This is a genomic window from Rhizobium ruizarguesonis, from assembly GCF_012349115.1.
Lineage (GTDB): Bacteria > Pseudomonadota > Alphaproteobacteria > Rhizobiales > Rhizobiaceae > Rhizobium > Rhizobium ruizarguesonis.
The window spans coordinates 14265-39076 of record NZ_PQIG01000064.1; the positions used below are offsets into that span (position 1 = coordinate 14265).

Below are 24812 nucleotides of genomic sequence, written 5' to 3' on the forward strand. Positions count from 1 at the left end.
TCACGGCCAAGTCAATAAAAAAGCCGCCCCGGAGACCGGAGCGGCTTTTCAGGAAAAAGCAATCCGATCAGCGGCGCGGGCCGCGGGCCACGCGCTCGATTTCCTCGCGCACCAACCGCTCGACCAGTGTCGGCAGATTATCATCCAGCCATTCGCGCAGCATCGGGCGCAGCATGTCCTCTGCGATCTCGTCCAGCGAGCGGCGCTCGGCACCGTCGATCGCCGCGGCGAGTTCCTCGAAGGAGCGGCTGATCTGCAGGCCGGCATCCTCCGAAAGCAGCGTCGGCTGGACCTCGTCCATAACGCTCGGCAGGAAACGGTCGGTCGACGACTGAGCGGGTTCCAAAGCCGGCAGCACTGTTTCGATAGCAGGCGCTGGCTCGGCGACCGCCACCTCAGGCGTTTCCATAACGACCGGCTCGGCCGGCTGCTGGATCGCAACATGCTGAACGGGCGCTGCGGCAGCCGCGAAAACAGGCTGCGCCTGCTGCGGCTGTGGTGCCGCGGCACGCGGCGCTTCCGGCATCACGGCCGGCTGCGGTTCGGGCTGGCGGAAACCGCTCGGAATTTCGCGCAGCGCCTGACCGGCTTGCACGGCGCTGCGCTCGGAGGCAGCGCGCACGCGGGCGGCGACATCGGCAAGCGACAGCGCGCGGGCCGGCACTTCTGCTTCGGGAGCTGTGCCGGCCGAATTGGCGGCGACGAAACGCGGATCGGAGGAGCGCATGACCGGTTCGGGGAACTCCACGCCGGCATAGGTGTCGTCGACCGTCAGATGAATTTCGGAGCTGTTGTCATCCTCGTCGGCGCCGTAGACCGGCGGCAGGGATGCGGAAATCGCCTTGCCGGCGCCGGGCTCATTGCTTTCGATGATCTGGCGGATGGAGGCCAGAATTTCTTCCATGGACGGTTCACGCGCTACACTTGGCTGAGCCATATCTATCCCCGTTATTCCAAAACAACGACCGGATGGTGTGGAGCATTCATCCGAATCACCACAACCTTAGAATACCCCAGGCGTGAAAAAAATCATCGCGAATCAAATGAATGCGGCCATGCACAGTTTTGTTACCTGATGTTTGCCACCCGCTAAGCCTGTTGCAATTTTGCGGCGGAAACATCCCGTGAAACAGAAGTTGAATCGCATCACATCCACCCGTCCGGCGTGGCGACGTCAGGATAAATGATGTTTGTGAAGGCTTTCCAGCGGCGCGGATAAAAAACGGGCGCCGATGGCGCCCGTCGCTGAATTTCATCGACAAGAACGATGTCAGAAAACGAATTCGCGCGCCTTGGCGAAGCCAGGCAGTGGCTTGACCGAGGCATTGAAGAAGACGTTTTCCGAAATGGCGCCGCGCTCCGCGACGAAGACCTTGGCGCGGGCGGCATTGCCGTAACCTTCGACCGTGATCAGACGGCCACCATCGCGCAATTGACCGAGAAGGGCGGCCGGAACCTCTTCGACCGCGCCGTTGATGAAGATCAGATCATAGGGAGCGCCGGCAGCGTAGCCCTTTTCGAGCGGGCCGGTCACGACTTCGACTTTGGCGTAGCCGGCCATCTGCGCCTTCGCTTCAGTGGCTAGTGTCTCGTCACATTCAAGCGCGATGACGGAGCCGGCAATGATCGACAGCAGCGCCGATGTGTAACCCGTGCCGCAACCGACTTCGAGCACGAAATCATCCTTGGTGATCGCGGCCAGTTGCAGCAGCTTGGCGAGCGGCGACGCCTCCATCAGGAAGCGGGCCGGCTTTCCCGGTGCGGCTACGGAGATCTCGACATCGTTGTCGATATAAGCCAGCAGCTTCGCCTTCTCCGGCACAAAGGCCTCACGCGGCACCGTGAGAAACGCCGTCAGCACGGAATGCGAGGTAACGTCCGTCGTGCGAACCTGGGTATCGACCATCTTTGCGCGCGCTGCTTCGAAATCCATCATGTCCTCTCGCTCTTAAAAAGCGGTTCCTGTCCCTCGTCTCTTAATCTCCGCCACGGATGCTTTCAAGGCTTGGCTGCCGCCGGCGAAAAGAATCCGGCCGGCGCCTCTTCCGTGCCACAGAAGACCGCATGGATGCTGCAACTCCAGCGTGGAACCTTCCGCCCCTTCATGTTATGATTTGCATCGGAGGAAATAGGAGGAGCAGGCCATGTCTGCGATTTTCGAATATTTCACGCTGTTCGATTTTTTCATCGTCGCAGCGCTGATTGGCATATTCTGCTGCGGGCTGCTGGACGGCGAAACGACCTGGAGGCGATAGGGCGCCGAAGCGCCCTCGAGATATCCCCCGCATAACGTCTGCAGCAGTCTCATGCCGGCGGACACGGTTTTTACATGTGCTCCGTTCGTTTTGAAACAGCGGCGGGCACGTCCAGCCCTCGCTAGCCGCGTGCGCATTAACGTTACGTCAACCATTTTGTTGCAGCGCCCTCACCTTCCGCTATGGGTGTGCGCATGCAAACCTTTCTGATCCAATCGCGCGGTATAGAAGCCCTTCACTACAACGCCGATGCCCGCCTGCTGCTGATCAAATACAGCAGCGGCGACATTCGCAGCTTCACCTGCATTTCGCCGCAGGGCATGCGGCGGCTGCTTGGCGCCGGCCCCGAGATCGATGATGGGCCTGAATTGAGCGATCTGGAATATCAGGCGGAAATCCGCAAGGGCGGCCTGAGGGCGCTCTACCGCCTCACGGGAATCAATCCGTTACAGTTCGATTTTTCGCCCGGCCAGCGGGTCTGGTAGCATCGAAAACGCCAATGCCGCACCACTGAGCCAGCAGCTTTTCACATAGATATGTCATGTGGAAGATGTTGGAGGCCTCGCCCGGAATTGAACCGGGGTACAAGGATTTGCAGTCCTCTGCGTCACCACTCCGCCACGAGGCCTCACGCGCTCGTTATCTGAGCCGTGGCGAGCGTTTAGAATGATCGTAAGGAAATCGCAAGAGGGCATTTCGGAAAAACGCCATTCCGCCGCTGCCGAAACGGCCCTTTTCCCATCCCGAAACGGCGCGGGCGCAGGCTGGAATTTCCATCGCTGTGACGATGCCCCATTTCCTGCCAATGATTGTATTTGAAACAAATTCTTGACTTGACTTCGATCATCGTCCGGGCCTCAATTATCCTCGGGAGGGTATAGGAGCTTGCGATGGATTGGGCTGCCCTCAAATCGAAGCACGTGCGTGCAGCATACGACGCCGAAACCCGGGATCTGCATGTAAAATTCCCCGGTTCTCCGCCGGTGAAACATGCGGATATCCCACTGCACGTCTACCAGAACCTGCTGGAAACGAATGATCCATACTTCTATTACCAGTACTATATAGCGCCGTCTCGCGTATCACAGGGCCGACGACAACCGGTCTCCGTGGCGTCCTACGCGGTGAAGCTCGTCCTCCTCCTTGCCGCCTGCAGCCTGCTGATGGCGACCGGCCTCGATCCGGAGCGTGGTGGGATTTTCGAGGAAAGCGAGCTCAGATCCAATTAGACGCTAATATGCATGGGCGACACGCCCAGCTCAATCTCAGCGCCTGCGGCAAGGCGGGTGATTCCCGCGTCGAAATTGTCGCTTCTGTTGTGAGAACGGTAGCGGCGATTGTTCCGCTCGCGGTCGTTACTGCCATCACGCTCATTCCGGCCGTTGAAATTGCGATAATTGCGAGGTCCGTTGTAGCTGCCGCCTTGACCGTGGTCGACCACGCAGCCTTCGGGACGGCGACAGATGCCGCGAGCGTCAAAACCGCGGCTGTCGATGGCTTGGGCCTCGGCGGAAATGCCTGAGAGAAGAGCCGCTGCCGACAGGACGACAACAAAAAATGCCTTCATTTCCTCACCTGGATCATCGTGACGCAATTTTGCATTTTACATTCCATAAACCACGAATGCGAAAGGCGATCCACTGTTCCACAAAACCCCGACCGTCAGTCAGCCGGTCTCCGCCGCCTGTGCCACCAGACCGCCAGCCGCCGCCGAAGCCGGCGCGCGAACGGTAGATCGTGCGAGAGCACGAGGAAACCGAGCGGCAGCATCCAGAAGCCAAGGATGGGCAGGAAACCCAACACGCCGCAGAAAATGAGGGCCATGCCGAGTGCCATCCGCGCGATGCGCGAGCGTGGCATGCCGATGCTGAAAGAGCCGAGCACAAGCCTGCCGCTTGCATGATCGATGCCGAAGCGCACTGCCCGTGCCTTGCGCTTCTCGCCGCCTCTCGTCTCCTGACGATCATTCACGTTTGTCATTCCCCAGAGATGGGCGCAGGCATCCCAAATACAAGTTCATTTCATTTTTTTGAAAAAACCGCTTGGCAAATCGGGAAAGCGTTTGTATTAGCCCACTCACACCGCGCCAAGCAGTGATCCCTGGTAGCTCAGCGGTAGAGCATTCGACTGTTAATCGACAGGTCGCCGGTTCGAATCCGGCCCGGGGAGCCATTTTTCAAGTTAAGCGCCTGTTTCGTTGATAGTTCCGAATGCAGGCGCTTACTTCCCCACTTTCCCTCCCCACTTTTGAATGCTCCCATAAGGGCTTTTCGCGTTGGGCATCGCGGACAACGCGCTTTTACGACCAGTAGGCGACCGCTGGCCAACCAACCGCCGACGGTGTACAGCAAACGCCATGGCCCTAGATCCCGAAAAAGCATTTTTAGATTACGGTGCGGCGGACTGCAGTGTGCAGTTCTGGACCGCCGACGCACCTGCCGTGCAATTCACCTCTTTGGAAGCCGCCGTCAGGTTCGCAAAAGACCATGGCGGCAGGTGGGAAGAGATTGAGATAACAGTCCATCTGCCGCGCGAGGACATCGCCTTCGCCACCGGAAAAGTGCATCAACTCATTGACGCTCTGCCAGGTGACCTGCGGAAAAAACGGTAATGAGGTGGATTGGCGGTCAATAGAACCGGCTGGCGCCTGCCTGACGCCCCCCAAGCTGCCCGCTTTTCCAGACAAGAGCCGACCTTTTAGTAACTACACGAACGGCCGTCGCCGGGTCGGAAGCCATCCGCACAGGCCGGGTTCATTGAATCTCCCGGCTGATATCCTGAGGCCGAGCCATATGAATTCGGCGCTGTCGAGCATGCCGAGGTCATGGCAGCAAGACTGATTGCTCCGGCTGCTACAAATGCCCGAAATTTGTTCATCGATTCCTCTCCAGTTTAGGCCGTGACCGAGTGACGAGAGCTTCTCTCCTCCCAAGTTCACCTTGTCCCTCAAGATATGGCGCTCTCTTCGCCGGACGTCAGGTCCGAACGCGCAAGATTCTTCTCGATCTCGACCAGCTCCGCATGAAGATCGTCGATGACAAGCCGGCCGGGAACAAAGACCGTGGTTCAAAGTTGAGTGGCATCAACCACGTAACGTCAGTTTCTGACAGGAGGTCTTTATGGGTCGCGGTATTCTTCTTTGGCTGCTTGGTGTTCCACTGCCGATCATCATCCTTCTTGCTCTGTTTGTGCGATAGGAACAGATCATGTCGGTTTCAATGACAGATTCCGGAGAGATTGCTACTCCGGTCGAATCTTCCAAATCCGCCATGACATGGGGGCCTATCTTCGGAGGCGCCGCTGCTGCCATCGGAGTGACCCTCATTCTTTTGCTGCTTGGATCCGGGGTTGGGTTGACAATGGTGTCGCCCTGGTCGGGGCAAAGCAGCTCGCTCAGCACGGTCGGGGTGACGGCGGCGATCTGGCTCGTTGTCGTCCAATGGCTCTCCTCCGGGCTCGGAGGTTATATCACCGGCCGGCTGCGCACGAAGTGGGCGGCTGTCCATACCGACGAGGTGTTCTTCCGTGACACCGCGCATGGCTTCATCAGCTGGGCGCTGGCGACGATCTTCGTCGCCGGCTTTCTAGCCTCGTCGCTGACCTCGCTTGCCGGTGCGGGCGCACAAGCCGTGGGTTCGGCGGCCACGGCCGCAGGTACGGCGGCGTCATCGACGGCATCGACCTCGGATCTGCCTACCGCCTATTTTACCGACGCTTTGCTGCGTCCAGAACAGGCCCGTGCAGGAGCAACATCCGATGATACTGCGGCAACGGCTGAAGTCTCCCGCATCCTCCTCAACGGTGCTGCCGCCGGCCAGATCCCGGATGACGACAAGGCCTATCTTGCCACCATCGTCTCTGCTCGCACCGGTCTTTCCGAAACCGATGCACGCACCCGCGTCGACACTGTGCTGAAACGCATCGACGACGCCAAGGTCGCCGCACAGAAAGCTGCCGATGAGGCACGCAAGGCTGCCTCCACCACGGCATTGCTCGGCGCGTTGTCACTTCTGATCGGGGCTTTCATCGCTGCTGCCGCCGCAGCCTATGGCGGGTCGCAACGCGACGAAGAGGAAGACCTCCTCGTCACGCCCCGCATTTAAGGCCCGGGCTCAGGATCAACGGAAATCGGGGCGCGGGGTCGAAAGGCTCCGCGCCCCATTACGTGGAGCCATCCCCGGCCTGCCGCGGTTGGATGATCGCCCGCTGCAAAGCCTTTTTCCCGATGGGGTTTATTTCGCATCGGGCGGAACATGTGGTCGTTGGCGAGCTTCGGTTAGGTAAAACCCTTTCCGGAGAACATATATGGCCAAGAAAACCTCCCAAACCTCGCCCTCGGACACGGCAACGATCCATGATCAGAAACTGCACCGGGGTGCAGGCGGTGAGCTTCATCAGTTTGCCGAAGACGGCATGCCGGTGCTGACCACCGCTCAGGGCGGCCCCGTTTCCGACGATCAGAATACGCTTCGTATCGGCGCCCGTGGCCCTGCCCTCATCGACGACTTCCACTTCCGTGAGAAGATCTTTCATTTCGACCACGAGCGCATCCCCGAGCGGGTCGTGCATGCGCGCGGTTACGGTGCCCATGGCTACTTCGAAACATATGAATCCCTGGCGGCCTATACCCGGGCCGATCTTTTCCAGCGGCCCGGCGAAAAGACGCCGGCCTTCGTCCGGTTTTCGACCGTTGCCGGCAGCAAGGGTTCCTTCGATCTGGCGCGCGACGTGCGCGGTTTCGCCGTGAAGATCTACACCCAGCAGGGGAATTGGGACCTGGTCGGCAACAACATCCCGGTCTTCTTCATTCAGGACGCGATCAAGTTTCCCGACGTCATCCATTCGGTAAAACCGGAACCCGACAGGCAATTTCCGCAGGCGCAGTCGGCGCATGACAATTTCTGGGATTTCATCACGCTGACGCCCGAAAGCATGCACATGATCATGTGGGTGATGTCGGACCGCGCCATTCCGCGATCGTTCCGCTTCATGGAGGGTTTCGGCGTTCATACCTTCCGCTTCGTCAATGCAGCGGATGAATCGACCTTCGTCAAATTCCACTGGAAACCGAAGCTCGGGCTGCAGTCCGTCGCCTGGAACGAGGCAGTCAAGATCAATGGGGCCGATCCGGATTTCCATCGCCGCGACCTCTGGCAGTCAATCCAGTCGGGAGCCTTCCCGGAATGGGAGCTCTGTGTGCAGCTTTTCGATCAGGACTTCGCCGGCACGTTCGACTTCGACATCCTCGATCCGACGAAGATCATTCCCGAGGAGATCCTTCCGGTCAAACCGATCGGCCGTCTCGTGCTCGATCGAATGCCCGAGAACTTTTTTGCGGAGACTGAGCAGGTCGCCTTCATGACGCAGAACGTTCCCCCCGGGATCGACTTCAGCAACGATCCGCTGCTGCAGGGACGAAACTTCTCCTATCTCGATACGCAGTTGAAACGTCTGGGCGGTCCGAATTTCACCCATCTGCCGATCAATGCGCCGAAGTGTCCCTTCCACAATTTTCAGCAAGATGGCCATATGGCGATGCGCAATCCTGTCGGACGCGTCAATTACCAGCCGAATTCCCGGAATCAGGGGCCGCGGGAATCGCCGGTTCAGGGCTATCGGCACTTCCCGGCCGAGGAGCAGGGTCCCAAGGTTCGGCTGAGGCCGGAAAGCTTTGCCGATCATTACAGCCAGGCCCGGCAATTCTACATCAGCCAGACGCCGCCGGAGCAACGCCATATCGCCGCGGCGCTGATCTTCGAACTGAGCAAGGTCGAAACGCCGGTCATTCGTGAGCGTATGGTCTCGCATCTCTTGAACATCGATGAGACGCTGGCCAGCAAGGTCGGCCACGCACTCGGCTTCAAATCGATGCCGAAGCCTGCCGATGCGGCCATGCCGACGCGGCAGGATCTCGAGCCGTCGCCGGCGCTCAGCATCGTCGAGCGCGGTCCGAAGCGGTTCGAAGGACGCAAACTCGGCATTCTTGTCAGCGATGGCACCGATGCCGCTGTCTTCAAGGCGCTGCTTGCCGAGATCACCGAGCAGAAGGCAGCGTTCGAAGTGATCGCACCAAAGATTGGCGGCGTGACACTCTCGGACGGCAACTGGATCGAGGCGCATCAGATGATCGACGGCGGACCTTCGGTGCTTTACGACGCCGTCGCCCTCCTCCCCTCGGCCGAGGGAACCGGCGACCTGCTGAAGGAGGCAACGGCCCGCGATTTCGTGGCGGACGCCTTCGTACACTGCAAGTTCATCGGCTATGTGGAAACAGCGCTGCCGCTGATGCAAAAGGCTGGAATTACCGATTCACTGGATGAGGGCGTGATTGCGCTCGGAGCGGTGAAAGACGTTCCGGCTTTTATCAAGGCGCTTGGCAAACTGCGTGTCTGGGGCCGGGAGCCATCCGTCAAATTGAATTGACCGTCTCGTCGTCATCTCCGCACGAGAATGGCTAGTCGTCAGAATAAAACCCGCGGAAACGCGGGTTTTATGTCGTTTGCGGCGCCCTATTTATTAAGCCCAGGTGATGGAAGCCGCTCCATCTTCGTTTTTACGCGCTGTGGAGAGCCGTATGCGCTGGCGCTTTCGACAGATCTCTGACTTGGCCGTCTTATGGGCAGGCCATCGTGTGGTCCCTGTCACGCTGATCGCGTTCGTAGCCATTTGGGCGGCAGTGGGTCTTAGCTTTTCCTTCCCACGGCAGTGGTTTCTGCTGACCAATATGGTCGGCACCCTCATTGTATTTTTTATTTTGCTGCTGGTGCAGCACTCCCAAAACCGGGACATGGCGGCACTCCATGCCAAGCTCGACGAACTCATCCGATCAAGCGAGGCGGGGAACCACTGGATAGCGGCTGAGAAGAAAGATGCCGACGCGATCGAGGGAATGCGCCAGCAACACCAAGGCCAAACCTCAGAAAGTGCGAATTAGGCCGACGCTGCCTCTGCGGCAGATTTCTCGTCCGCTTTGTCCTCGACGCATTCGGCTTTCTCGGCAAGGGTCTTGCTCATTTCCCTGAGTTCGCCCTCGTCCAGCTTTTCGATGCCGACAAATTTATTGGCCGCCTGGCTCGTCAGGATGAGTTCGTCAAGTTTGGCCTGCAGAGCCTTTCCGTCACGGTTCTGGCTGTTCTGCAACACAAACACCATCAGGAAGGTAATGATGGTCGTAGTGGTGTTGATCACGAGCTGCCAGGTTTCTGAATAGCCGAAAAAAGGGCCGGAAACCGCCCAGACAAGCACCAGCGCCAAAGCCGCTACGAAGGTGAACGGCTTTCCCGAGAGATCGGCGACGGCGGTCGCAAAGGAAGAGAAGAAGTTGGATTTGTTCGACATCTGAAAGGCCTCATTGGGTCGCAGCGTCAACGCTGTCAATCGACAACATCAACTCCACATCTGGCCCGAAGTTCCTCGCGCCGCCGAGCTCAATCCCAGCAGTCGGACGCCCATCCGTTTGCACCATCGAAAAACATTGTGCACCGCAGCAACCTTTTCGTAGAGTGACGCGTTTAGTTCAGCATCACCGCCATCCCGGCTGCTGATTGGCGGAGACTTTCATGAGATCTATGTCGGACACTCTCGCACGCCTTGCTGCGTTGCGAGGAACCCTTCGCGCCCAACCTACGCAGGACAACCCTGATCTTGTCGCCTTGGAGACGTTTGGCTCTAACCCGGGGGCTTTGGGAGGCTATACCTATCTGCCGTCGAAGCGCGGGAAAAACATGGCCCTGGTCGTTGTCCTGCACGGCTGCACCCAGACTGCCGCCGGGTATGATATCGGATCCGGGTGGTCGCGATTGGCCGAGGACTATGGTTTCGCGCTGCTGTTTCCCGAGCAACGACGGGCAAACAATCCAAATCTCTGCTTCAATTGGTTTAACCCGGAGGACATCCGCCGGGATCACGGCGAGGTCTTTTCCATTCGCCAGATGATCGCAAAGGTCGTTGCGGAACACGGTATCGACGGCAGGCGCGTGTTCGTGACCGGGCTTTCGGCGGGCGGCGCCATGGCCGCAGCCATGCTCGCCACCTATCCCGAGGTTTTTGCGGGCGGCGCGATCATCGCGGGCCTGCCATATGCAAGTGCCGCAACCATTCCCGAGGCATTCGACCGAATGCGCGGTCACGGCAGCCCAACTGCCAAAGAGCTTGAACTGCGGTTGAGAAACGCTTCAGGCCACAAAGGCCCGTGGCCGACATTATCACTTTGGCAGGGAACCGCAGACAGAACCGTCGTGCCATCCAATGCGAATGCGATCGTGGAGCAATGGAGAAATATCCACGGCGTCGACGCATCGCCGGGGCGCGTCGAAGATATCGGACGACACCAGCGAAAGGTCTGGACCGATGCTCACTGTGTCGATGTAATCGAGCTCTATGCGATTGCCGGGATGGATCACGGCACGCCGCTCGATGTCGGCACCGGCTACGGGGCAAGCGGCCCCTTCATGCTTGACGTCGGAATTTCCTCGACCGTCGAAATTGCCAGGTCCTGGGGTCTGGTTCCCTCATTTGAAAAACGGCGCGACGCGAAACCTTCGACTGCGCAACCGGAAAACGTTGCAGGCCCATTCGCTGCGGGCAGCGACCGTGGCGGCATTCAGAAGGTCATTGAAGATGCCCTCCGGTCCGCTGGGCTGATGCGCTAATCGCATGCATAGGACGGCTATCGGCGAGATCGCCACTATCGGTTTTGAGACTTGGGCAGTGGTCCGTTTTGGTGGCTGAAGACGAGTTCGCTCTGGACATCTTGCTGAAACTGCAGCACCCGTTGACCGATATCGCTCTCCGGCATCCCTGCCGCCAGAAGCTGATCGGCAAGCCTGCGGCATTCGGCCTTCCAGAATTCTATCGCATCTGCGCCATGCCGCCGGCCGAGTTCGCGAGCGCAGCGCTCGACATTGGCAGTTCCGGTTCCAGCGGGAAAGGCAATAATCTTGCCTTCATTGGCGCCGGCAGGCCGGCGGGTCATTTCAGTAGCCATCGAACACAGGTTCCTTTGATCCTGTTCGTTGTCTACGGGACTATGGTTAATGCTTTCTATTTGCTACAGTAAGAAGATCAATCAGGTGGAAATTTAGCGGGCCGCAATGTCACCAGACAATCGGATGGGTTTTGCCGGTGAGCACGTTGACGAACCCCTCCGGCGCCAGCTCCGACGGCGCAACCAGGACCCAGCGCCAGGGTGAGCAGGTCAGCGTCGCAAATGACAGGCGTTCGGGAAATCCCGGCCACCATCGAGGCGAAAAGGTCGGCTCGTACATCCAGTCGATGCCGGCGCCGGCGGCATAAAGAGCCTGCATCTCCGCATCGAGCACTTCGGCCGAACGCGCCGTCATCAGGCCGCCGACCTCATAGCGCACGCGGGCGAGAATCTTGCCGCCGGATACCAGCACCCAGCCGCCCTGCTGCTCGTTCAAGGCATTGACTGATATCGCCATCGCCTCGTCGGATGAGCCGACCGTCCAGATATTGTGCTTGTCGTGCCCGAGCGTGGAGGCGAGCGCCGTCTCCGGCGTGCGCGGTCCGGTGCCCAGCCAGAACATCCTGGAGACCTTGGCCTCCCCGGAGAACCGGTCGACAATCGAGAATTTGGTGACATTGCGCACGGGATCCCGCTGCACGGCGCCCTCTTCCACCGGCAATTCCATGGTGATGAAATCGTCGTGCCAGTGAAACGGGCGCAAAAGTGCTGCGTTGACCGTGGTCCGGTTCGTCGGCGCTTCGATGCGGAAATCGTCAGCCGTGACCGTCCGGTCTATTTTCACGGTCCGCGTCGCCCATTGCGGCCAGTCGATTTCAGGACGCGCGCCAATGAATGTCGCGCCTTCCGACACAGGACTCCCGTCGGCCCACACTTTTTCGATCGACAGGCTGGCAACGTCGTTCAAAAGAACGAAATCGGCGAAACGGCCCGGCGCGATCGATCCGACCCAAGGCGTCAGCCGCATATGGCGCGCCGGATTGAGGGTGACGCACTGGATGGCGATCTCCGGCGCAAGGCCGTTTTCAATGGCGAGGCGGACATTGTGGTCGGTCGCGCCGATTTTCAGCGTGTCCGAGGCGCTGCGGTCGTCGGTCACCAGGGCGATCTGCGACCAGTCCGTCAGTCCCTTGTCGATCAGCCCGCGGATGACCTCCGGCAGGGAATGCGGCCTGAGCTCGATGAAAAGACCGTGGAGAAGCTTCTGCCAGATCTCATCGAGAAACCAGCCTTCGTGATCGGAGGCGAGACCCGCCGCGGCGAAGGCATTGATCGAGGCCATGTCACGCAGTCCGGCACCGTGGCCTTCGACCACGCCTCGCTGCTCGAAGGTCGCGCCGATCATGCCCCACAGCCGATCGTAGGAAGGATTGCCGGGATCGGATATGGACGGCCAGTCCATGACCTCGTCGAGCCCGGCGACCATCAGGCTTTCGGCAAGGAAGGCCTTCTGCTCATCGTACCCGAACCAGCCACCACCCCATTCATAGGCGGTCGGCGGGACGGCGGAGCCAGGCAGGGGAAAGATTTTCATCGGCGATCCGCGCCGGCGCGCTTCCAGCCAGAATTCCAGATTGCGGGCGCCGTTGACGTTGGAAAATTCGTGGCTCGCCTCGCATGTCCAGGTCACGCCATGCGGCATCACCAAAGCCGCCTCCCACTCAGGCGTCAGATGGGAGCTTTCAATATGTTTATGCGCCTCGCCGAAGCCCGGCACGGCCGCAAGATCCGGCTCGGAGAACCGCTCGCTCACCTCGCCTGCGTAACTGCCGGCGGGGCCGACATAGGCGATGCGGCGGCCCTTGATGACGATCTCCTGATCGTCGAGCCATGTCCTCGAATGGACATCGAGCAACCTGCCCACTCGCAACAACCTGTCGGCGGGCCGGCGTCCGAGCGCCGTCAGCACCAGATCCTGGCGCGTCAGAACCTCGTCGGACGCGTTGATCAGCAGATCATCTGGAAGAGGAGCAGTGCGCGAAGTGGCCATGAATGGAATGCCCGTGAGAAGCTGGAACCGCCGGACCGTAAAGACCACAATCCGATGTGTAAAGCGATGCTCCGGTCCTGGAAAATTCCCGGCACAAGAGCGTATTTGCCCAAGTATTGAGCTTGCGACCCGGTCGATCAAAATAGTATCCCTCAAATCCAGGGGGTATGATCCCGATTATCAACGCCGTTTTTCACAGAAGGACATTGCTCATGAAGGCCAGACGTTTTGCCCGAATCCTGTCTCTCGCGCTGCTTGCCGCCGTGGGCAGCACCGCCGCGGCACAGGCGCAATCGAAGACGCTGACCATCTCCTGGTGGGGCTATAACGGCGAGAAGATGAATGCGAACATCATCACGCCCTTCAAGAAGATCTGCGGCTGCGAGATCGTGTTCGAGACCGGCAACAATGCCGACCGGCTCAACAAGCTGAAATTGCGCGATGGCAAGGGCGTCGATGTCATCTATCTCACCGACAGCTTCTCGCAGCTCGGCATCGAACAGGGACTGTTCCAGGAGATCGATGCGTCGAAGATCCCCAACCTCGCGGATATTTACGAGCTGGGCAAGGCGCCTCAGGGCAAATATGGTCCCGCCTATACGATCGGCCGCGTCGGCATCGTCTATGACTCCGCCAAGGTCAACCCGCCGATCACCGCCTGGGGCGACCTCTGGCGCGACGATCTGAAGAGCTCCGTCTCCCTGCCCGGCATCACCACCACGGCCGGTCCGCTGGTCGTTTTGGAAGCCGGCAAGCATGGCGGCGCGGATGCCTATGAAGACACCGACAAGGCCTTTTCGGAAATCGAGGCGCTGAAGCCCAATGTCGTCAAGAACTACAACACCGGCTCGGAGCTGGTGAACCTGATATCAACCGGCGAAGTGCGCGTTGCGCTGGCCCAGGACTTTACCCTGGCATCGATGCAGGCGGCCGTTCCGACGATGACATGGGCCAAGCTTACGGACGGCGATATCGCCACGCTGAATACCGTGAACATCCCGAAGGGTTCGGAAAATGTCGAACTCGCGCATCAATTCATCAACTTCATCCTGTCCAAAGAAGTCCAGCAGGCTGAAGCCGAACAAGGCGTCGATGCGCCGATCTCGACGAAGGTTAGCCTGACGCCGGACCAGGCGAAGATCTGGACCTATGGCCCGGATATGGTCGCCAGCCTCACTCGCATCGACTATGCCAAGATGAACGCTGCCAAGGCCGACTGGATCGACCGCTGGAACGAAGTCTTCGGCCAGTAAGCTGCGCGATATCCGGCCTGAGGCCGGTTTATTGCCAAGCTGACCTGGAAGCGCCGCACATCCGAATCCGAGATGCGGCGCTCCTGATATCAGGACATGCACGAGTTTTGAGATGAAGCATTTTGCCAGATGGGGATTGACGATGCCGGCGACGATTGCCGTCGTTGTGCTTCTCATCATTCCCGTCGCCATCACCATCGCCGCGACGTTTGCGGAACCGAAGGGCGTGTTTGCGCCCTATGTGACCTTCTTCAGCAGCGGTTTTCGCCGGGCGGTTCTTTATCGGACGTTGGAGGTCGCCCTGGTCACGACGGCGATTTCGCTCACTGTGGGCTTCATCACCGCCTATGTGATCGCGCAGATGCCCGGTCGCGCAAAGAGCATCATGATCATCGCGGCGGTTTTTCCGCTGCTGACAGGTGTCGTCGTCCGATCCTTCGCATGGCTGATCATTCTCGGAAAGAATGGCATTCTGAACGCCATGCTAATCTCGACCGGCATTATCGGGGAGCCGCTTTCGATGCTCTATACCGAAGGCTCGGTGATCGTCGCCATGGTCTATCTCTTCGTTCCCCTGATGATCCTGACGCTCGTCGGGGTGCTTGAAGGCATCCCGCGCGATCTGATCGACGCCTCCGCCTCGCTCGGCGCGAGACCGCTGATGACATTCTTTCAGGTGATCCTGCCGCTCGCGACACCCGGCCTCATCGTCGGCGCGGTCCTGGTCTTCACCGGCAGCTTCACCTCCTATGCGACACCGCAACTGCTCGGCGGAGAAAAGCAGATGATGATGGGGACCTTCCTCTACCAGCGCGCCATGGTGACTTTCGATTGGGTCGGCGCATCGACCATCGCCGCCATCATGGTGGCGCTGACGCTCGGCGTTGTCCTCATCATGAGCCGCATTGCACGCCGGCTCAACCCGATGGCGGTGTGATGGACAGGCGCATTCACCCGATCCTCGCCGCCTTTGCGGCCTGCGTTTTCTTCTTCCTGCTCGCACCGCTCGTCATCATTATCGGTGCGGCCGTCAGCGACACGACCTATCTGACCTTCCCGCCGCAGGGCCTGACATTGCGGTGGTTCGTCAATATATTCGAAATCGAGGCCTTCCGCACGACCGCGCTGACCAGCCTGCAGGTCGCTTTTTTCGGCACGGCGCTGTCGCTGCTGATCGGCGTGCCGGCGGCCTATGCGATCAACCGCTACCGGGTGGAATTGCCGCGCTGGCTTTCCACCATCTTCGTGCTGCCGATCCTGGTGCCGGAGATCGTCTTCGGATTTTCGCTGATGAAGTCGGTCACAATTGGCCTCGGGCTGCCCATCTTCATCAGCCTGCTGGTCGGCCATGCGCTGCTGATCCTGCCCTATTCGGTGCGTGTCGTCGGCGCCAGTCTGGCGGCCTTCGATTTTTCCGTTGAGGAGGCGGCGATCAGCCTGGGTTGCCCGCCGCTGAAAACCTTTCTGACCGTGGTCCTGCCGAATATCCGCGCCGGGGTCATTGCCGCCTTCATCCTCGCCTTCATCACCTCGATCAACGACGTGTCGGTTTCGGTCTTCCTGACCGGGCCGGGTATCTCGACGCTGCCGATACAGATCCTTGCGCATATGGAGCAGTTCTTCGATCCGACGATCGCGTCGGTATCGGTACTGCTGATGTTCGTAACAGTCGGCGTCATGGCCGTCGTTGAGGCCACGCTCGGCCTCACCTTCCTGACAAAGTAGAACGCTCTTGACCGAATCCCTCACCATCGATTCCATCTCCGCCCATTACGGCAGCACCCAGGTGCTCAAGGACCTATCGATTTCAGTCATGGCCGGGGAGTTGGTGTCCCTGCTCGGCTCCAGCGGCTGCGGCAAGACGACGACATTGCGCCTCGTGGCCGGTTTTCTGCAACCGAGCAGCGGCAGCATCAAGCTCGGCGAGCGCGACCTGACCGGCCTCCCCGCACATGCGCGCGACATCGGCCTGGTCTTTCAGAACTACGCGCTTTTTCCGCATCTGAGCGTCCAGGACAATGTTGCCTTCGGCCTGAGGCAGCGTCGTATTCCCCTGCCGGAACGGACGAAAAGAACGATGGCGATGTTGGAGCGTGTCGGTCTTGCCGCCCTCGCCGACCGCCTGCCGTCGGCCCTGTCGGGCGGCCAGAAACAGCGTGTGGCTCTCGCCCGGGCCCTGGTCATCGAGCCGCCGCTTCTGATGTTCGACGAGCCGCTTTCCAACCTGGATGCAAAGCTCAGGATCGACATGCGCGTCGAGATCAGGCAGCTCCAGCGCGCCAACGGCACGACCTCGCTTTACGTCACCCACGACCAGGAGGAGGCATTCTCGATCTCCGACAGGGTGGCGATCATGAATGCCGGGCGCATCATGCAGCTTGACGCGCCCGAGGTGCTGTATCGCCAACCGGCCAACGCTTTCGTCGCCCGCTTCGTCGGATTCGAGAACCTGATCCGCATGAAGGTGACCGCGCGCAACGGCGCGCTTGTGACCACTGAAACAACGGGCGGAGCACGGCTGCAGCTGTCGCAAGACACATTCGGGCCGATCAAGGACGACTTCGTGCTGGCTTGCCGCGCAGACGGTCTTGCCGTCAGCCGTGACGGTGATGGCATCGCGGCCGTGCTCGGCACGCGCACCTATCTCGGCCGGGCCTATCAGTACAAATGCACGACCGCGGCAGGCGAGATCACCGCCAATGGGGCACTGTCCGATCCGCTGGAAACAGGGGCGTCCGCGGTGCTCACGCCTGTGGCCGAGCAATGCTGCATTCTCGACCCGGAAGATTGAAACGCTGAGGAGAGACGATGACTAGTGCCATGGACCAAGATATCGATGCCGTTCTTGCCCATGTGGACCAAAGCCTCGATGGCAGCCTGGCGCGGCTTTTCGAGCTGATCCGCATTCCGAGCGTCTCGACCGACCCGGCCTATCGTGATCACTGCCGCACTGCTGCCGAATGGCTGAGCCGGGATCTGGCGGCCATCGGCTTCGAAGCATCGGTGCGCAAAACGACCGGCCATCCAATGGTCGTCGCCCATGAAAAGGCGGCGTCCGGACCGCATCTGCTGTTTTACGGCCACTACGATGTCCAGCCGGTCGACCCGCTGGCGCTGTGGACGAGCGATCCATTCGAGCCACGCATGGAAGCCTTGCCGAACGGCGATACCGCGATCGTCGCGCGCGGCGCGTCCGACGACAAGGGGCAGTTGATGACCTTCGTCGAAGCCTGCCGCGCCTGGAAAAGTGTCACCGGGAAACTGCCAGTGCAGGTGAGCGTGCTGTTCGAAGGTGAGGAAGAGGCCGGCAGTCCGAGCCTCGCACCCTTTCTGGATACCACGGCAGAAGAATTGAAGGCCGATGCGGTTTTCGTCTGCGACACGGATATGTGGGATCGCGAAACGCCTGCCGTCACGACGATGCTGCGCGGGATCTTCAGCACGGAAATCGAGATCACCTGCGCCGATCAAGACCTTCATTCCGGCATGTTCGGCAATGCCGCGCGCAATCCGCTGCAGGTACTGTCAGATATCGTTTCGAGCCTGCGGCGCGCCGACGGTAGCGTCGCGGTCGAGGGTTTCTATGATGACGTGAAAGAACTCCCCGACTCCATCAAGGCGCTGTGGAAGAGACTGCCCTTCGACGAGGAGGCCTTTCTCGGCGATATTGGCCTCAGAGATCCGGCCGGCGAGGCAGGCCGTTCCGTCCTCGAACAGATCTGGGCGCGGCCGAGCTGCGAGATCAACGGCATGAATGGTGGTTATACCGGCGAAGGCTTTAAGACGGTCATTCCGGCAAAGGCGAGCGCCAAGATTTCGTTTCGCCTGGTGGAGGGACAGGATCCCCAGGCGATCCGCGATGCTTTCCAGCGGCACGTGCGCGAGCGAATCCCAAGAGATTGTTCGGTCAGCTTCAGGGATTACGGGCTTTCGCCGGCAACCGTCATGCCGATAGACAGTCCGTTTCTCACCAGGACGCTTCAGGCGCTTTCGACGGAATGGCAATGCGAAGCAGCCCTTGCCGGCACCGGAGGCTCGATCCCGATCATCGGCGAATTCAAACGGCGGCTCGGATGCGATGCCCTGCTGGTCGGCTTCGCCCGCTTCGACAACCGCGTCCACAGCCCGAACGAAAAATACGATCTCTCCAGCTTCCACAAAGGCATACGATCCTGGGTTCGCATCCTGGCGGCCCTCGCCGACTGACGCGGGTGTATCGCGCCGCGCGGCTTTTCGAGAGCGGCAAAGGACGCTGTAACACTTTGAATTGCTGCATTATGCAGTAGGCTATGGTGCAGCAAGCGCCCCACATCACCATCGACACCGACGCAGCAGAGACCACCGATGACGATAACCGCTCCCCGCGATTTCCTGAAAGGCCTGTTTGACGCGGCGGTTCGCGCCGCCGATCCGCTGACCGGCATCAAGGCGCATCTGCCTGAAAGGCCGAAGGGAAGGACCGTGGTGATCGGTGCCGGCAAGGGCGCGGCGCAGATGGCGCGGGCGCTCGAAAGCGTCTGGGACGGGCCGCTCGAAGGTGTGGTGGTCACCCGTTACGGCTATGGCTGCGAGACACGCGGCATCGAGATTATCGAGGCCGCCCATCCGGTGCCGGATGCGGCTGGCCTTGCCGCCGCAAAGCGGCTGACCGAGACGGTGAACGGGCTGACGGAAGACGATCTGGTGATCGCGCTGATCTGCGGCGGCGGCTCGGCGCTGCTGCCCGCCCCACCGGACGGGCTGACCCTTGAAGACGAGATCGCGCTCAACGAAATGCTGCTTGCCTCGGGCGCGCCGATTTCGGCGATGAATGTCGTGCGCAAGCATCTCTCCACCATCAAAGGCGGAAGACTTGCGGCAGCGACCAAAGCGAGGGTCGTCAGTCTGATCGTCTCCGACATTCCCGGCGACAACCCGGCTCATGTCGCCTCCGGGCCGACGGTCCCTGATGGTTCGACACGGCACGATGCGCTCGAGATCATCAGACAATACGGATTGCAGCTGCCGCAGGCAGCACTCGACCATCTGAACTCGCCGAAAGCCGATGCACCGCGGCCGGACGATCCGATATTCTTGCGGCACGCGCATCACATCATCGCCTCCGCCGGCATTTCGCTGGAGGCGGCTGCCGCCCTGGCGAAGTCGCAGGGGATCGAGCCGGCCATTCTTTCGGATGCGATCGAGGGGGAATCGCGCGACGTGGCGCTGGTGCATGCGGCGATTGCCCGCGAAGTGTCGGGCCGGAACCGGCCGTTTCCGAAGCCGGTCGTCATCCTTTCCGGCGGCGAGACGACGGTGACGCTGAGAACCAAGGGTGGCAAGGGCGGACGCAACGGCGAATTCGCGCTCGCCATGGCGCTTGCGATCGACGGACAGGAGGGCATTCATGTCCTCGCCGCCGACACGGACGGGATCGACGGCTCGGAGGATAATGCCGGTGCCTTTGCCGATGGCGGCACGGTGAGGCGCCTGCGTGCCGCCGGGCTCGATCCGCGCCGGCTACTCGACGGCAATGACAGCTATTCGGGCTTTGCGGCCACCGGCGATCTCTTCGAAACCGGCCCGACCGGAACCAATGTCAATGATTTCAGGGCCATCCTGATCCGTTAGGAAGCGGCGGCGCTGGCGGATCAGGTCTCGATCCGCCCCTGCTCGACCAGCCAGCCGACTGATTCCTGCACCGCCTGCAGGGAGGTGTATCTCGGAGTGTAACCGAGCAGGCGTCCGGCTTTTGCGATCGAACAATTCGGGCTGCGGGCAATATGTTCCCAGGTCGCCTTCGCATCCTCAGCCGTCTGACTTTCGGCCCAGGCGTCGAATGGGGCGAAGCTGAGCTTCGGCTCGTGCCCGAACCAGCGAGACATGGATTCGGCATACCCGCGAAGGGTCAATGCCTGCTCCGAAACCGCGTGGAAACTTTCGCCGGTCGACGCATTCCAATTGGCGATCGCATCCATGAACATCGCAGCCACGTCATCGGCATGGACGTGATGAACGGTCTCCAAGCCGAAATGGGGCAGCGCCAGGGTCTCTCCGCGGGCAAGGGTCGAAAAGACCTGCAGGTTGAAATTGCCGGCCGGATTGAGCGGCGTCCAGCCCGGACCGACAATGTGTCCGGGATGGATGATGGTTGCCGGAAATCCGCGAAGCCTTGCCTGCTGCAGCAGATAGGTTTCGATTGCCGCCTTCTGCGTCCCATAGTCGCCGAACGGAAATTTCGGCGTCTCCTCCAGCGTGGGTACGACCGTCGAATGGCCATGCGTCCAGATCGTGCCGGTATGCAGAAAGTGACCGACATGCCCCGACAGCGCCGTCACCAGATGCTCGGCACTTTCCAGCGTGAAGCAGATCATGTCGATGACGATGTCGGCTTTCACACCACGTACGGCTGGGCCGAAATCACCCGTCCGCTCCATGGCTGCGCGATCCATCTGACGCTGATCGACGGCAGCCCAGGCGTGGTTTGCCGTATAGGGCTTTGCCGTGCCGCGGCTGATCGTGACGACGTCGTGACCGGCTTCCACCAGACGGGGAACGAGATAGGTTCCCACATGGCCCGTTGCTCCGATAACCAAAACCCGCATCATCGTTCCTCCCTTGGCATTTCCGTGTTGAATATGCGCGCTTAGGTGATCCTGCAAGCAGACTTTTCGTGATCAAGGGGCTGGACAGGCCCGCTATCGATTCTTGAAAACCAGACAGGTGCCGCCGTGTTTGCGGATCTGGTTACAGAGGTCGTTGGCTTCCATGCGCGTCTGCCGGCCGATGCGGACAGCATAACGCGGCCGAAAACCGAAGCTGCGATCGCGCTGGCGCAGGATCAGCGGCTGCTCCGCATTCAGGGGCGCAGGCAGATCCTGCACGGCATCGAGAAACATGCGCCGGGCCACCGCGACATTCGCATTCGCCGCAAGCTGGACGCCCCAGGGCGCCCATTCACCCTCCTGACGCCAGGGCGTGTCCTTCAACGTCCGTCTCTCCGCAAGCGCCACACAGCCATCGAGGAAGGACTTGTCCTTGTCGAGCGGGGCGGCCGCATCTTCCGGTGGGGTATCCTTCCATTCCTCGACCGTATGCGCGGTGATCGCCATGACGTAGCCACGCGTCTCGTAAGGTAATCTGCCTGACGCAAGGTAAGTGGCAAGGCCGTTTTCACCGGCATTATAGGCGGCGGCGGCAAGTCCGAGATTGCCGAAACGATTGCGCAATTCGTCGAGATACTGCGCAGATTTCCGCAGCGCTTCCAACACCTGGTAGCTGTCTTCGAGACCGCGCAGTTTCGCCGTTCCGGGCATGAACTGCGCAATCCCCTGGGCTCCCTTGAAGCTGACTGCATCGGGGCGAAAGGTGCTTTCTCGCCAGATGAGACGGGCGAAATAATTCGCTGGCAATTGATTGGCGCTGGCGAAATGCTCGATCGCGACGCAAAGGTCGTAGTTGAAACTGTCTTTCCGGATGCAGAGCGTCTCACCCGATCCCGCCGCCGAAGGTCCCGAATACAAGCAGGCCGGCGACCCGGCGCTCCCCTCAGGCTGGGCCTTTACTGTGTCCATGGCGGGAAACAGAAGACAGAGCGAAAGCATGGCCTTCGTCGATCTCCTCGCAATGTCGGACTGACGCTTTCGACGTATCATCGGATCTCGGCAGGTTCGAACTTCCATCGCGACGCTGGATTCTAGATACCATCGATGAAGGCGCGACGCCTCCCCCATTTCCATATCTGCACCCGAATTGGCGCCAGGAACGGTCACAGGTTTCTAATTTCGCCATCGATTTTGGAACAAACATATTCGACCTGCCATGGTCGTAGCGTCATCCTGTTTGCCAGGAAATCCCGAGCAAACGAGGATAAGCAGATGATTGATCTCCACTACTGGCCGACGCCGAACGGCAAGAAGGTTTCGATCTTCCTGGAGGAAACGGACACGCCCTACCGGCTGGTGCCGGTCAATATCGGCCGGGGCGACCAGTTCAAACCCGATTATCTCAGACTCAACCCCAATCACCGCATGCCTGCCATCGTCGATCACGCGCCCGCCGATGGTGGCGGTCCGTTGAGCGTCTTCGAATCCGGCGCGATCCTATTCTACCTCGCCGAAAAGACCGGCAAATTCTGGCCGCAGGATCTGCGCGGCAAATACGAGGTCACGCAATGGGTGATCTGGCAGATGGCGAACCAGGGGCCGAAGCTCGGCGAGGCCGGTCATTTCCGCCGCCTCGCCGATCGCGAAGGCGATCAGTCCTATGCGGTGCGGCGCTTCACAGACGAAGCCAACCGCCTCTACGGCGTTCTCAACATGCGGCTTCGTGACCGACGCTATCTGGCCGGTGACGAATTCACCATCGCCGACATCGTCAGCTATCCCTGGACCGTCAACTGGCAGGCACAGGGTCAAGACATCAACGAGTTCAAGCATTTCAAGCGATGGTTCGAGGAGGTTGGCGCAAGGCCCGGCGTCCAGCGCGGCCTTGCGGTCGGCGCCGATCTCGGCACCGACAACAGCAAGCTCTCCGAAGAGGAACAGGCGCGTATCCGCAAGATCCTCTACAACCAGCGCGCCCTTCCCGTTCCGGATTGAGCACCGGCTCGGCCAAGGAAATTCGCTTCTCCGAGCTTCGCCTTGTTCAGGCTTTTAACGGACCTGCCTTGGCGGTCGCAAAAGCTCTTGCACCTGCATTGCGACCAAGGATAACCATATAGTGACAACCGAGCCGGCAGTCAGCCCGAGGCCGGTTCCGGTTTCGCGGCGTTGCAAATCACCTGCCCGAGGGGCCAGGCGGCTTGGGTAGCTGGCGTTGCGACTTGGGGTGTGACAAGCAATGGCAAGACCTGTAATCGGCATCATCGGGAACGCCCGCATCATCGAAAGCCGCTTCTCGACCCAGCTTGTCGGAGAAAACAATTTGCGGGCCGTGGCCGATGTCGCCGAAGCGTTGCCGCTGATGTTTGCCGGCAATCCTAAACTGGCCGATATCGCGGATCTGCTGGCTGTCGTCGACGGCATTCTGCTGACGGGTGCCAGAGCCAATGTCCATCCCAGCCGATTCAACATGGTGCCGGATCCCAAGCATGAGCCTTATGATGAGGATCGTGACGGGCTGGCGCTGCCATTGATCGAAGCCTGTGTTGCGCAAGGCGTTCCTATTTTCGGCATATGTCGCGGTTTTCAGGAAATGAATGTCGCCGCCGGGGGCTCGCTACATCCCGAAATCCGGGAATTGCCCGGACGCATGAATCACCGAATGCCGCGCCTTGAGACCGGCGAGATCCATCCCGACCCCGCCATCGTTTTCGGCGATCGTCACGACGTTCGACTTATAGAGGACGGGATGTTTGCACGCATCCTCGGCCGGGAGACGATCCGGGTGAACTCCCTGCATGGGCAGGGCATCCTCGACCTAGGCGAAAGAGTCGTTGCCGAAGGCATTGCCGAGGACGGGACGATCGAGGCGATACGGTTCAAGGACGCGCCGGGATTTGCGCTCGGTGTGCAATGGCATGCCGAATACGATCCGCAAACCAACCCTGTTAATCGTGCGCTGTTTCAGGCATTCGGCGATGCGGTGAGAGCCCATAAAGCCATCGCTTAGTCTGATCAGTAAAAAGCCGCCGCGAAGTGCTTTCGCGGCGGCTTAGGGAATGGCTTGAAAGCAGTAGTCAGGCCGTCGGCTGCTTGGTCTTCCTGAGATAGGGCAGAACCGTATCGAAGGAGCCGAAACGGGTGATTGCGTCTTCGTTGGAAACCGCGGCGGTGATGATGACGTCCTCGCCCTGGTTCCAGTTCGCTGGTGTCGCCACTTGGTGCTTGGCCGTCAGCTGGATGGAATCGATGGCGCGCAGGATCTCATTGAAATTGCGGCCCGTCGTCATGGGATAGGTCAGGATCAGCTTGATCTTCTTATCGGGACCGATGATGAAGACCGAACGCACGGTCGCGTTGTCGGCAGGCGTGCGGCCTTCCGAGCTCTCGCCGGCGCCGGCCGGCAGCATGTCGTAAAGCTTGGCGACCTTGAGGTCCTTGTCACCGATCAGGGGATATTCAACGTCGAAGCCGGTGGCGGTCTTGATGTCGTTCTTCCACTTGGCATGGCTTTCCACCGGATCGACGGAGATGCCGATGACCTTGGCGCCACGCTTGGAAAATTCTCCGGCAAGGCCAGCCATGGCGCCGAGCTCGGTCGTGCAAACAGGCGTAAAATTCTTCGGATGCGAGAACAGGACGGCCCAGCCGCTGCCGATCCACTCATGGAAGCTGATCGGTCCCTGGGTGGTGTCGGCGGTAAAATCGGGGGCAATATCGTTGATGCGTAAGCTCATGGTCGGCCCT

The 24812-nt window shown here is 60.2% G+C and carries 26 protein-coding genes and 2 tRNA genes; 16 read left to right on the forward strand and 12 right to left on the reverse strand.

Translation table 11 applies throughout. The annotated features are described in order from the left end of the window. Nucleotides 1-67 precede the first annotated feature (67 nt). Both C3Y91_RS07535 and C3Y91_RS07540 read right to left on the reverse strand, forming a co-directional pair. Entirely contained in the window at nt 68-937 is an 870-nt protein-coding gene (locus tag C3Y91_RS07535; protein ID WP_018073365.1) for a PopZ family protein, read from the reverse strand. A 333-nt stretch (nt 938-1270) separates the two neighbouring features. Then, nucleotides 1271-1936 (reverse strand): protein-L-isoaspartate O-methyltransferase family protein, encoded by a 666-nt coding sequence (locus tag C3Y91_RS07540; protein ID WP_174826976.1) that lies wholly within the window; start codon nt 1934-1936, stop codon nt 1271-1273. A 501-nt stretch (nt 1937-2437) separates the two neighbouring features. Here C3Y91_RS07540 and C3Y91_RS07545 point away from each other — a divergent pair. Continuing rightward, complete coding sequence (locus tag C3Y91_RS07545) at nt 2438-2740, forward strand: hypothetical protein (RefSeq protein ID WP_018073362.1); 303 nt, start codon at nt 2438-2440, stop codon at nt 2738-2740. 69 nt (nt 2741-2809) lie between these two features. Here C3Y91_RS07545 and C3Y91_RS07550 read toward each other — a convergent pair. Then, nucleotides 2810-2883, reverse strand: a tRNA-Cys gene (locus C3Y91_RS07550). A gap of 262 nt (nt 2884-3145) precedes the next feature. Between C3Y91_RS07550 and C3Y91_RS07555 the strand changes: the two genes are divergently transcribed. After that, nucleotides 3146-3484 (forward strand): KTSC domain-containing protein, encoded by a 339-nt coding sequence (locus C3Y91_RS07555; RefSeq protein ID WP_018073361.1) that lies wholly within the window; start codon nt 3146-3148, stop codon nt 3482-3484. Here the strand turns inward: C3Y91_RS07555 and C3Y91_RS07560 are convergent. After that, the gene (locus C3Y91_RS07560; RefSeq protein ID WP_130686338.1) at nt 3481-3822 is read right to left on the reverse strand and encodes a hypothetical protein; all 342 of its coding nucleotides are present in this window, start codon (nt 3820-3822) and stop codon (nt 3481-3483) included. The two genes, C3Y91_RS07555 and C3Y91_RS07560, sit on opposite strands and share 4 nt — an antisense overlap. Nucleotides 3823-3917: 95 nt before the next feature. Continuing rightward, a complete protein-coding gene (locus C3Y91_RS07565; RefSeq protein ID WP_018073359.1) occupies nt 3918-4235 on the reverse strand; it encodes a membrane protein in 318 nt (105 codons plus the stop codon). A gap of 117 nt (nt 4236-4352) precedes the next feature. Here C3Y91_RS07565 and C3Y91_RS07570 point away from each other — a divergent pair. Next, nucleotides 4353-4427, forward strand: a tRNA-Asn gene (locus C3Y91_RS07570). Between the two features lie 184 nt (nt 4428-4611). Continuing rightward, a complete protein-coding gene (locus C3Y91_RS07575; RefSeq protein WP_018073358.1) occupies nt 4612-4866 on the forward strand; it encodes a hypothetical protein in 255 nt (84 codons plus the stop codon). A gap of 86 nt (nt 4867-4952) precedes the next feature. Here the strand turns inward: C3Y91_RS07575 and C3Y91_RS37815 are convergent, their stop codons facing one another. Continuing rightward, entirely contained in the window at nt 4953-5132 is a 180-nt protein-coding gene (locus C3Y91_RS37815; RefSeq protein WP_075223932.1) for a hypothetical protein, read from the reverse strand. 329 nt (nt 5133-5461) lie between these two features. Here C3Y91_RS37815 and C3Y91_RS07585 point away from each other — a divergent pair, with 329 nt between their 5' ends. From C3Y91_RS07585 to C3Y91_RS07595, 3 genes are all read left to right on the forward strand, one after another. Further along, nucleotides 5462-6358 (forward strand): hypothetical protein, encoded by an 897-nt coding sequence (locus tag C3Y91_RS07585; protein WP_130688163.1) that lies wholly within the window; start codon nt 5462-5464, stop codon nt 6356-6358. Nucleotides 6359-6560: 202 nt separating this feature from the next. Next, the gene (katE, locus tag C3Y91_RS07590) at nt 6561-8678 is read left to right on the forward strand and encodes a catalase (protein ID WP_130688162.1); all 2118 of its coding nucleotides are present in this window, start codon (nt 6561-6563) and stop codon (nt 8676-8678) included. A gap of 151 nt (nt 8679-8829) precedes the next feature. After that, entirely contained in the window at nt 8830-9189 is a 360-nt protein-coding gene (locus C3Y91_RS07595) for a low affinity iron permease family protein (protein WP_018073354.1), read from the forward strand. Here C3Y91_RS07595 and C3Y91_RS07600 read toward each other — a convergent pair. After that, nucleotides 9186-9593, reverse strand: coding sequence for a low affinity iron permease family protein (locus C3Y91_RS07600; protein WP_018073353.1), 408 nt, complete (start codon nt 9591-9593; stop codon nt 9186-9188). The genes C3Y91_RS07595 and C3Y91_RS07600 overlap by 4 nt on opposite strands. Nucleotides 9594-9814: 221 nt before the next feature. Here C3Y91_RS07600 and C3Y91_RS07605 point away from each other — a divergent pair, with 221 nt between their 5' ends. After that, complete coding sequence (locus C3Y91_RS07605; RefSeq protein ID WP_168575227.1) at nt 9815-10906, forward strand: extracellular catalytic domain type 1 short-chain-length polyhydroxyalkanoate depolymerase; 1092 nt, start codon at nt 9815-9817, stop codon at nt 10904-10906. A 35-nt stretch (nt 10907-10941) separates the two neighbouring features. Here the strand turns inward: C3Y91_RS07605 and C3Y91_RS07610 are convergent, their stop codons facing one another. Both C3Y91_RS07610 and C3Y91_RS07615 read right to left on the reverse strand, forming a co-directional pair. Then, on the reverse strand, nt 10942-11241 hold the full coding sequence (locus tag C3Y91_RS07610; protein WP_018073350.1) for a DUF6074 family protein: 300 nt from the start codon (nt 11239-11241) through the stop codon (nt 10942-10944). A gap of 109 nt (nt 11242-11350) precedes the next feature. Continuing rightward, entirely contained in the window at nt 11351-13372 is a 2022-nt protein-coding gene (locus C3Y91_RS07615) for an adenine deaminase (protein WP_018073349.1), read from the reverse strand. A gap of 71 nt (nt 13373-13443) precedes the next feature. Between C3Y91_RS07615 and C3Y91_RS07620 the strand changes: the two genes are divergently transcribed. From C3Y91_RS07620 to C3Y91_RS07645, 6 genes are all read left to right on the forward strand, one after another. Next, nucleotides 13444-14484: an ABC transporter substrate-binding protein gene (locus C3Y91_RS07620; protein WP_020397613.1), complete on the forward strand. Its 1041-nt coding sequence runs from the start codon at nt 13444-13446 to the stop codon at nt 14482-14484. Between the two features lie 112 nt (nt 14485-14596). Next, nucleotides 14597-15421, forward strand: a complete 825-nt coding sequence (locus C3Y91_RS07625; protein ID WP_018073347.1) for an ABC transporter permease — start codon at nt 14597-14599, stop codon at nt 15419-15421. Continuing rightward, on the forward strand, nt 15418-16209 hold the full coding sequence (locus C3Y91_RS07630) for an ABC transporter permease (RefSeq protein ID WP_018073346.1): 792 nt from the start codon (nt 15418-15420) through the stop codon (nt 16207-16209). The genes C3Y91_RS07625 and C3Y91_RS07630 overlap by 4 nt, the downstream gene beginning before the upstream one ends. A gap of 7 nt (nt 16210-16216) precedes the next feature. Beyond that, nucleotides 16217-17275: an ABC transporter ATP-binding protein gene (locus tag C3Y91_RS07635; RefSeq protein ID WP_018073345.1), complete on the forward strand. Its 1059-nt coding sequence runs from the start codon at nt 16217-16219 to the stop codon at nt 17273-17275. A 17-nt stretch (nt 17276-17292) separates the two neighbouring features. Next, a complete protein-coding gene (locus tag C3Y91_RS07640; RefSeq protein WP_130688160.1) occupies nt 17293-18690 on the forward strand; it encodes a dipeptidase in 1398 nt (465 codons plus the stop codon). 138 nt (nt 18691-18828) lie between these two features. Then, on the forward strand, nt 18829-20094 hold the full coding sequence (locus C3Y91_RS07645) for a glycerate kinase type-2 family protein (RefSeq protein WP_168251437.1): 1266 nt from the start codon (nt 18829-18831) through the stop codon (nt 20092-20094). Between the two features lie 20 nt (nt 20095-20114). Here C3Y91_RS07645 and C3Y91_RS07650 read toward each other — a convergent pair whose 3' ends face one another. Together C3Y91_RS07650 and C3Y91_RS07655 are read right to left on the reverse strand one after the other, a co-directional pair. Then, nucleotides 20115-21071 (reverse strand): NAD-dependent epimerase/dehydratase family protein, encoded by a 957-nt coding sequence (locus C3Y91_RS07650; RefSeq protein ID WP_024320631.1) that lies wholly within the window; start codon nt 21069-21071, stop codon nt 20115-20117. 90 nt (nt 21072-21161) lie between these two features. Further along, a complete protein-coding gene (locus C3Y91_RS07655) occupies nt 21162-22145 on the reverse strand; it encodes a lytic transglycosylase domain-containing protein (protein ID WP_174826977.1) in 984 nt (327 codons plus the stop codon). A gap of 195 nt (nt 22146-22340) precedes the next feature. Here C3Y91_RS07655 and C3Y91_RS07660 point away from each other — a divergent pair, with 195 nt between their 5' ends. Both C3Y91_RS07660 and C3Y91_RS07665 read left to right on the forward strand, forming a co-directional pair. Then, nucleotides 22341-23063: a glutathione binding-like protein gene (locus tag C3Y91_RS07660; RefSeq protein ID WP_024320629.1), complete on the forward strand. Its 723-nt coding sequence runs from the start codon at nt 22341-22343 to the stop codon at nt 23061-23063. A gap of 241 nt (nt 23064-23304) precedes the next feature. Continuing rightward, a complete protein-coding gene (locus C3Y91_RS07665; RefSeq protein ID WP_130655259.1) occupies nt 23305-24075 on the forward strand; it encodes a gamma-glutamyl-gamma-aminobutyrate hydrolase family protein in 771 nt (256 codons plus the stop codon). 67 nt (nt 24076-24142) lie between these two features. On the opposite strand, the gene C3Y91_RS07670 is transcribed toward C3Y91_RS07665, so the two are convergent. Then, on the reverse strand, nt 24143-24802 hold the full coding sequence (locus C3Y91_RS07670) for a peroxiredoxin (protein ID WP_003538881.1): 660 nt from the start codon (nt 24800-24802) through the stop codon (nt 24143-24145). Nucleotides 24803-24812: the final 10 nt, after the last annotated feature.

Excerpts from the sequence above, each read along its gene's own strand:
- C3Y91_RS07535 (WP_018073365.1), bottom strand. The coding sequence starts at position 937 with ATGGCTCAGCCAAGTGTAGCGCGTGAACCGTCCATGGAAGAAATTCTG.
- C3Y91_RS07540 (WP_174826976.1), bottom strand. The coding sequence starts at position 1,936 with ATGATGGATTTCGAAGCAGCGCGCGCAAAGATGGTCGATACCCAGGTT.
- C3Y91_RS07545 (WP_018073362.1), top strand. The coding sequence starts at position 2,438 with ATGGGTGTGCGCATGCAAACCTTTCTGATCCAATCGCGCGGTATAGAA.
- C3Y91_RS07555 (WP_018073361.1), top strand. The coding sequence starts at position 3,146 with ATGGATTGGGCTGCCCTCAAATCGAAGCACGTGCGTGCAGCATACGAC.
- C3Y91_RS07560 (WP_130686338.1), bottom strand. The coding sequence starts at position 3,822 with ATGAAGGCATTTTTTGTTGTCGTCCTGTCGGCAGCGGCTCTTCTCTCA.
- C3Y91_RS07565 (WP_018073359.1), bottom strand. The coding sequence starts at position 4,235 with ATGACAAACGTGAATGATCGTCAGGAGACGAGAGGCGGCGAGAAGCGC.
- C3Y91_RS07575 (WP_018073358.1), top strand. The coding sequence starts at position 4,612 with ATGGCCCTAGATCCCGAAAAAGCATTTTTAGATTACGGTGCGGCGGAC.
- C3Y91_RS37815 (WP_075223932.1), bottom strand. The coding sequence starts at position 5,132 with ATGAACAAATTTCGGGCATTTGTAGCAGCCGGAGCAATCAGTCTTGCT.
- C3Y91_RS07585 (WP_130688163.1), top strand. The coding sequence starts at position 5,462 with ATGTCGGTTTCAATGACAGATTCCGGAGAGATTGCTACTCCGGTCGAA.
- katE (WP_130688162.1), top strand. The coding sequence starts at position 6,561 with ATGGCCAAGAAAACCTCCCAAACCTCGCCCTCGGACACGGCAACGATC.
- C3Y91_RS07595 (WP_018073354.1), top strand. The coding sequence starts at position 8,830 with ATGCGCTGGCGCTTTCGACAGATCTCTGACTTGGCCGTCTTATGGGCA.
- C3Y91_RS07600 (WP_018073353.1), bottom strand. The coding sequence starts at position 9,593 with ATGTCGAACAAATCCAACTTCTTCTCTTCCTTTGCGACCGCCGTCGCC.
- C3Y91_RS07605 (WP_168575227.1), top strand. The coding sequence starts at position 9,815 with ATGAGATCTATGTCGGACACTCTCGCACGCCTTGCTGCGTTGCGAGGA.
- C3Y91_RS07610 (WP_018073350.1), bottom strand. The coding sequence starts at position 11,241 with ATGGCTACTGAAATGACCCGCCGGCCTGCCGGCGCCAATGAAGGCAAG.
- C3Y91_RS07620 (WP_020397613.1), top strand. The coding sequence starts at position 13,444 with ATGAAGGCCAGACGTTTTGCCCGAATCCTGTCTCTCGCGCTGCTTGCC.
- C3Y91_RS07625 (WP_018073347.1), top strand. The coding sequence starts at position 14,597 with ATGAAGCATTTTGCCAGATGGGGATTGACGATGCCGGCGACGATTGCC.
- C3Y91_RS07640 (WP_130688160.1), top strand. The coding sequence starts at position 17,293 with ATGACTAGTGCCATGGACCAAGATATCGATGCCGTTCTTGCCCATGTG.
- C3Y91_RS07645 (WP_168251437.1), top strand. The coding sequence starts at position 18,829 with ATGACGATAACCGCTCCCCGCGATTTCCTGAAAGGCCTGTTTGACGCG.
- C3Y91_RS07650 (WP_024320631.1), bottom strand. The coding sequence starts at position 21,071 with ATGATGCGGGTTTTGGTTATCGGAGCAACGGGCCATGTGGGAACCTAT.
- C3Y91_RS07655 (WP_174826977.1), bottom strand. The coding sequence starts at position 22,145 with ATGGAAGTTCGAACCTGCCGAGATCCGATGATACGTCGAAAGCGTCAG.
- C3Y91_RS07660 (WP_024320629.1), top strand. The coding sequence starts at position 22,341 with ATGATTGATCTCCACTACTGGCCGACGCCGAACGGCAAGAAGGTTTCG.
- C3Y91_RS07665 (WP_130655259.1), top strand. The coding sequence starts at position 23,305 with ATGGCAAGACCTGTAATCGGCATCATCGGGAACGCCCGCATCATCGAA.
- C3Y91_RS07670 (WP_003538881.1), bottom strand. The coding sequence starts at position 24,802 with ATGAGCTTACGCATCAACGATATTGCCCCCGATTTTACCGCCGACACC.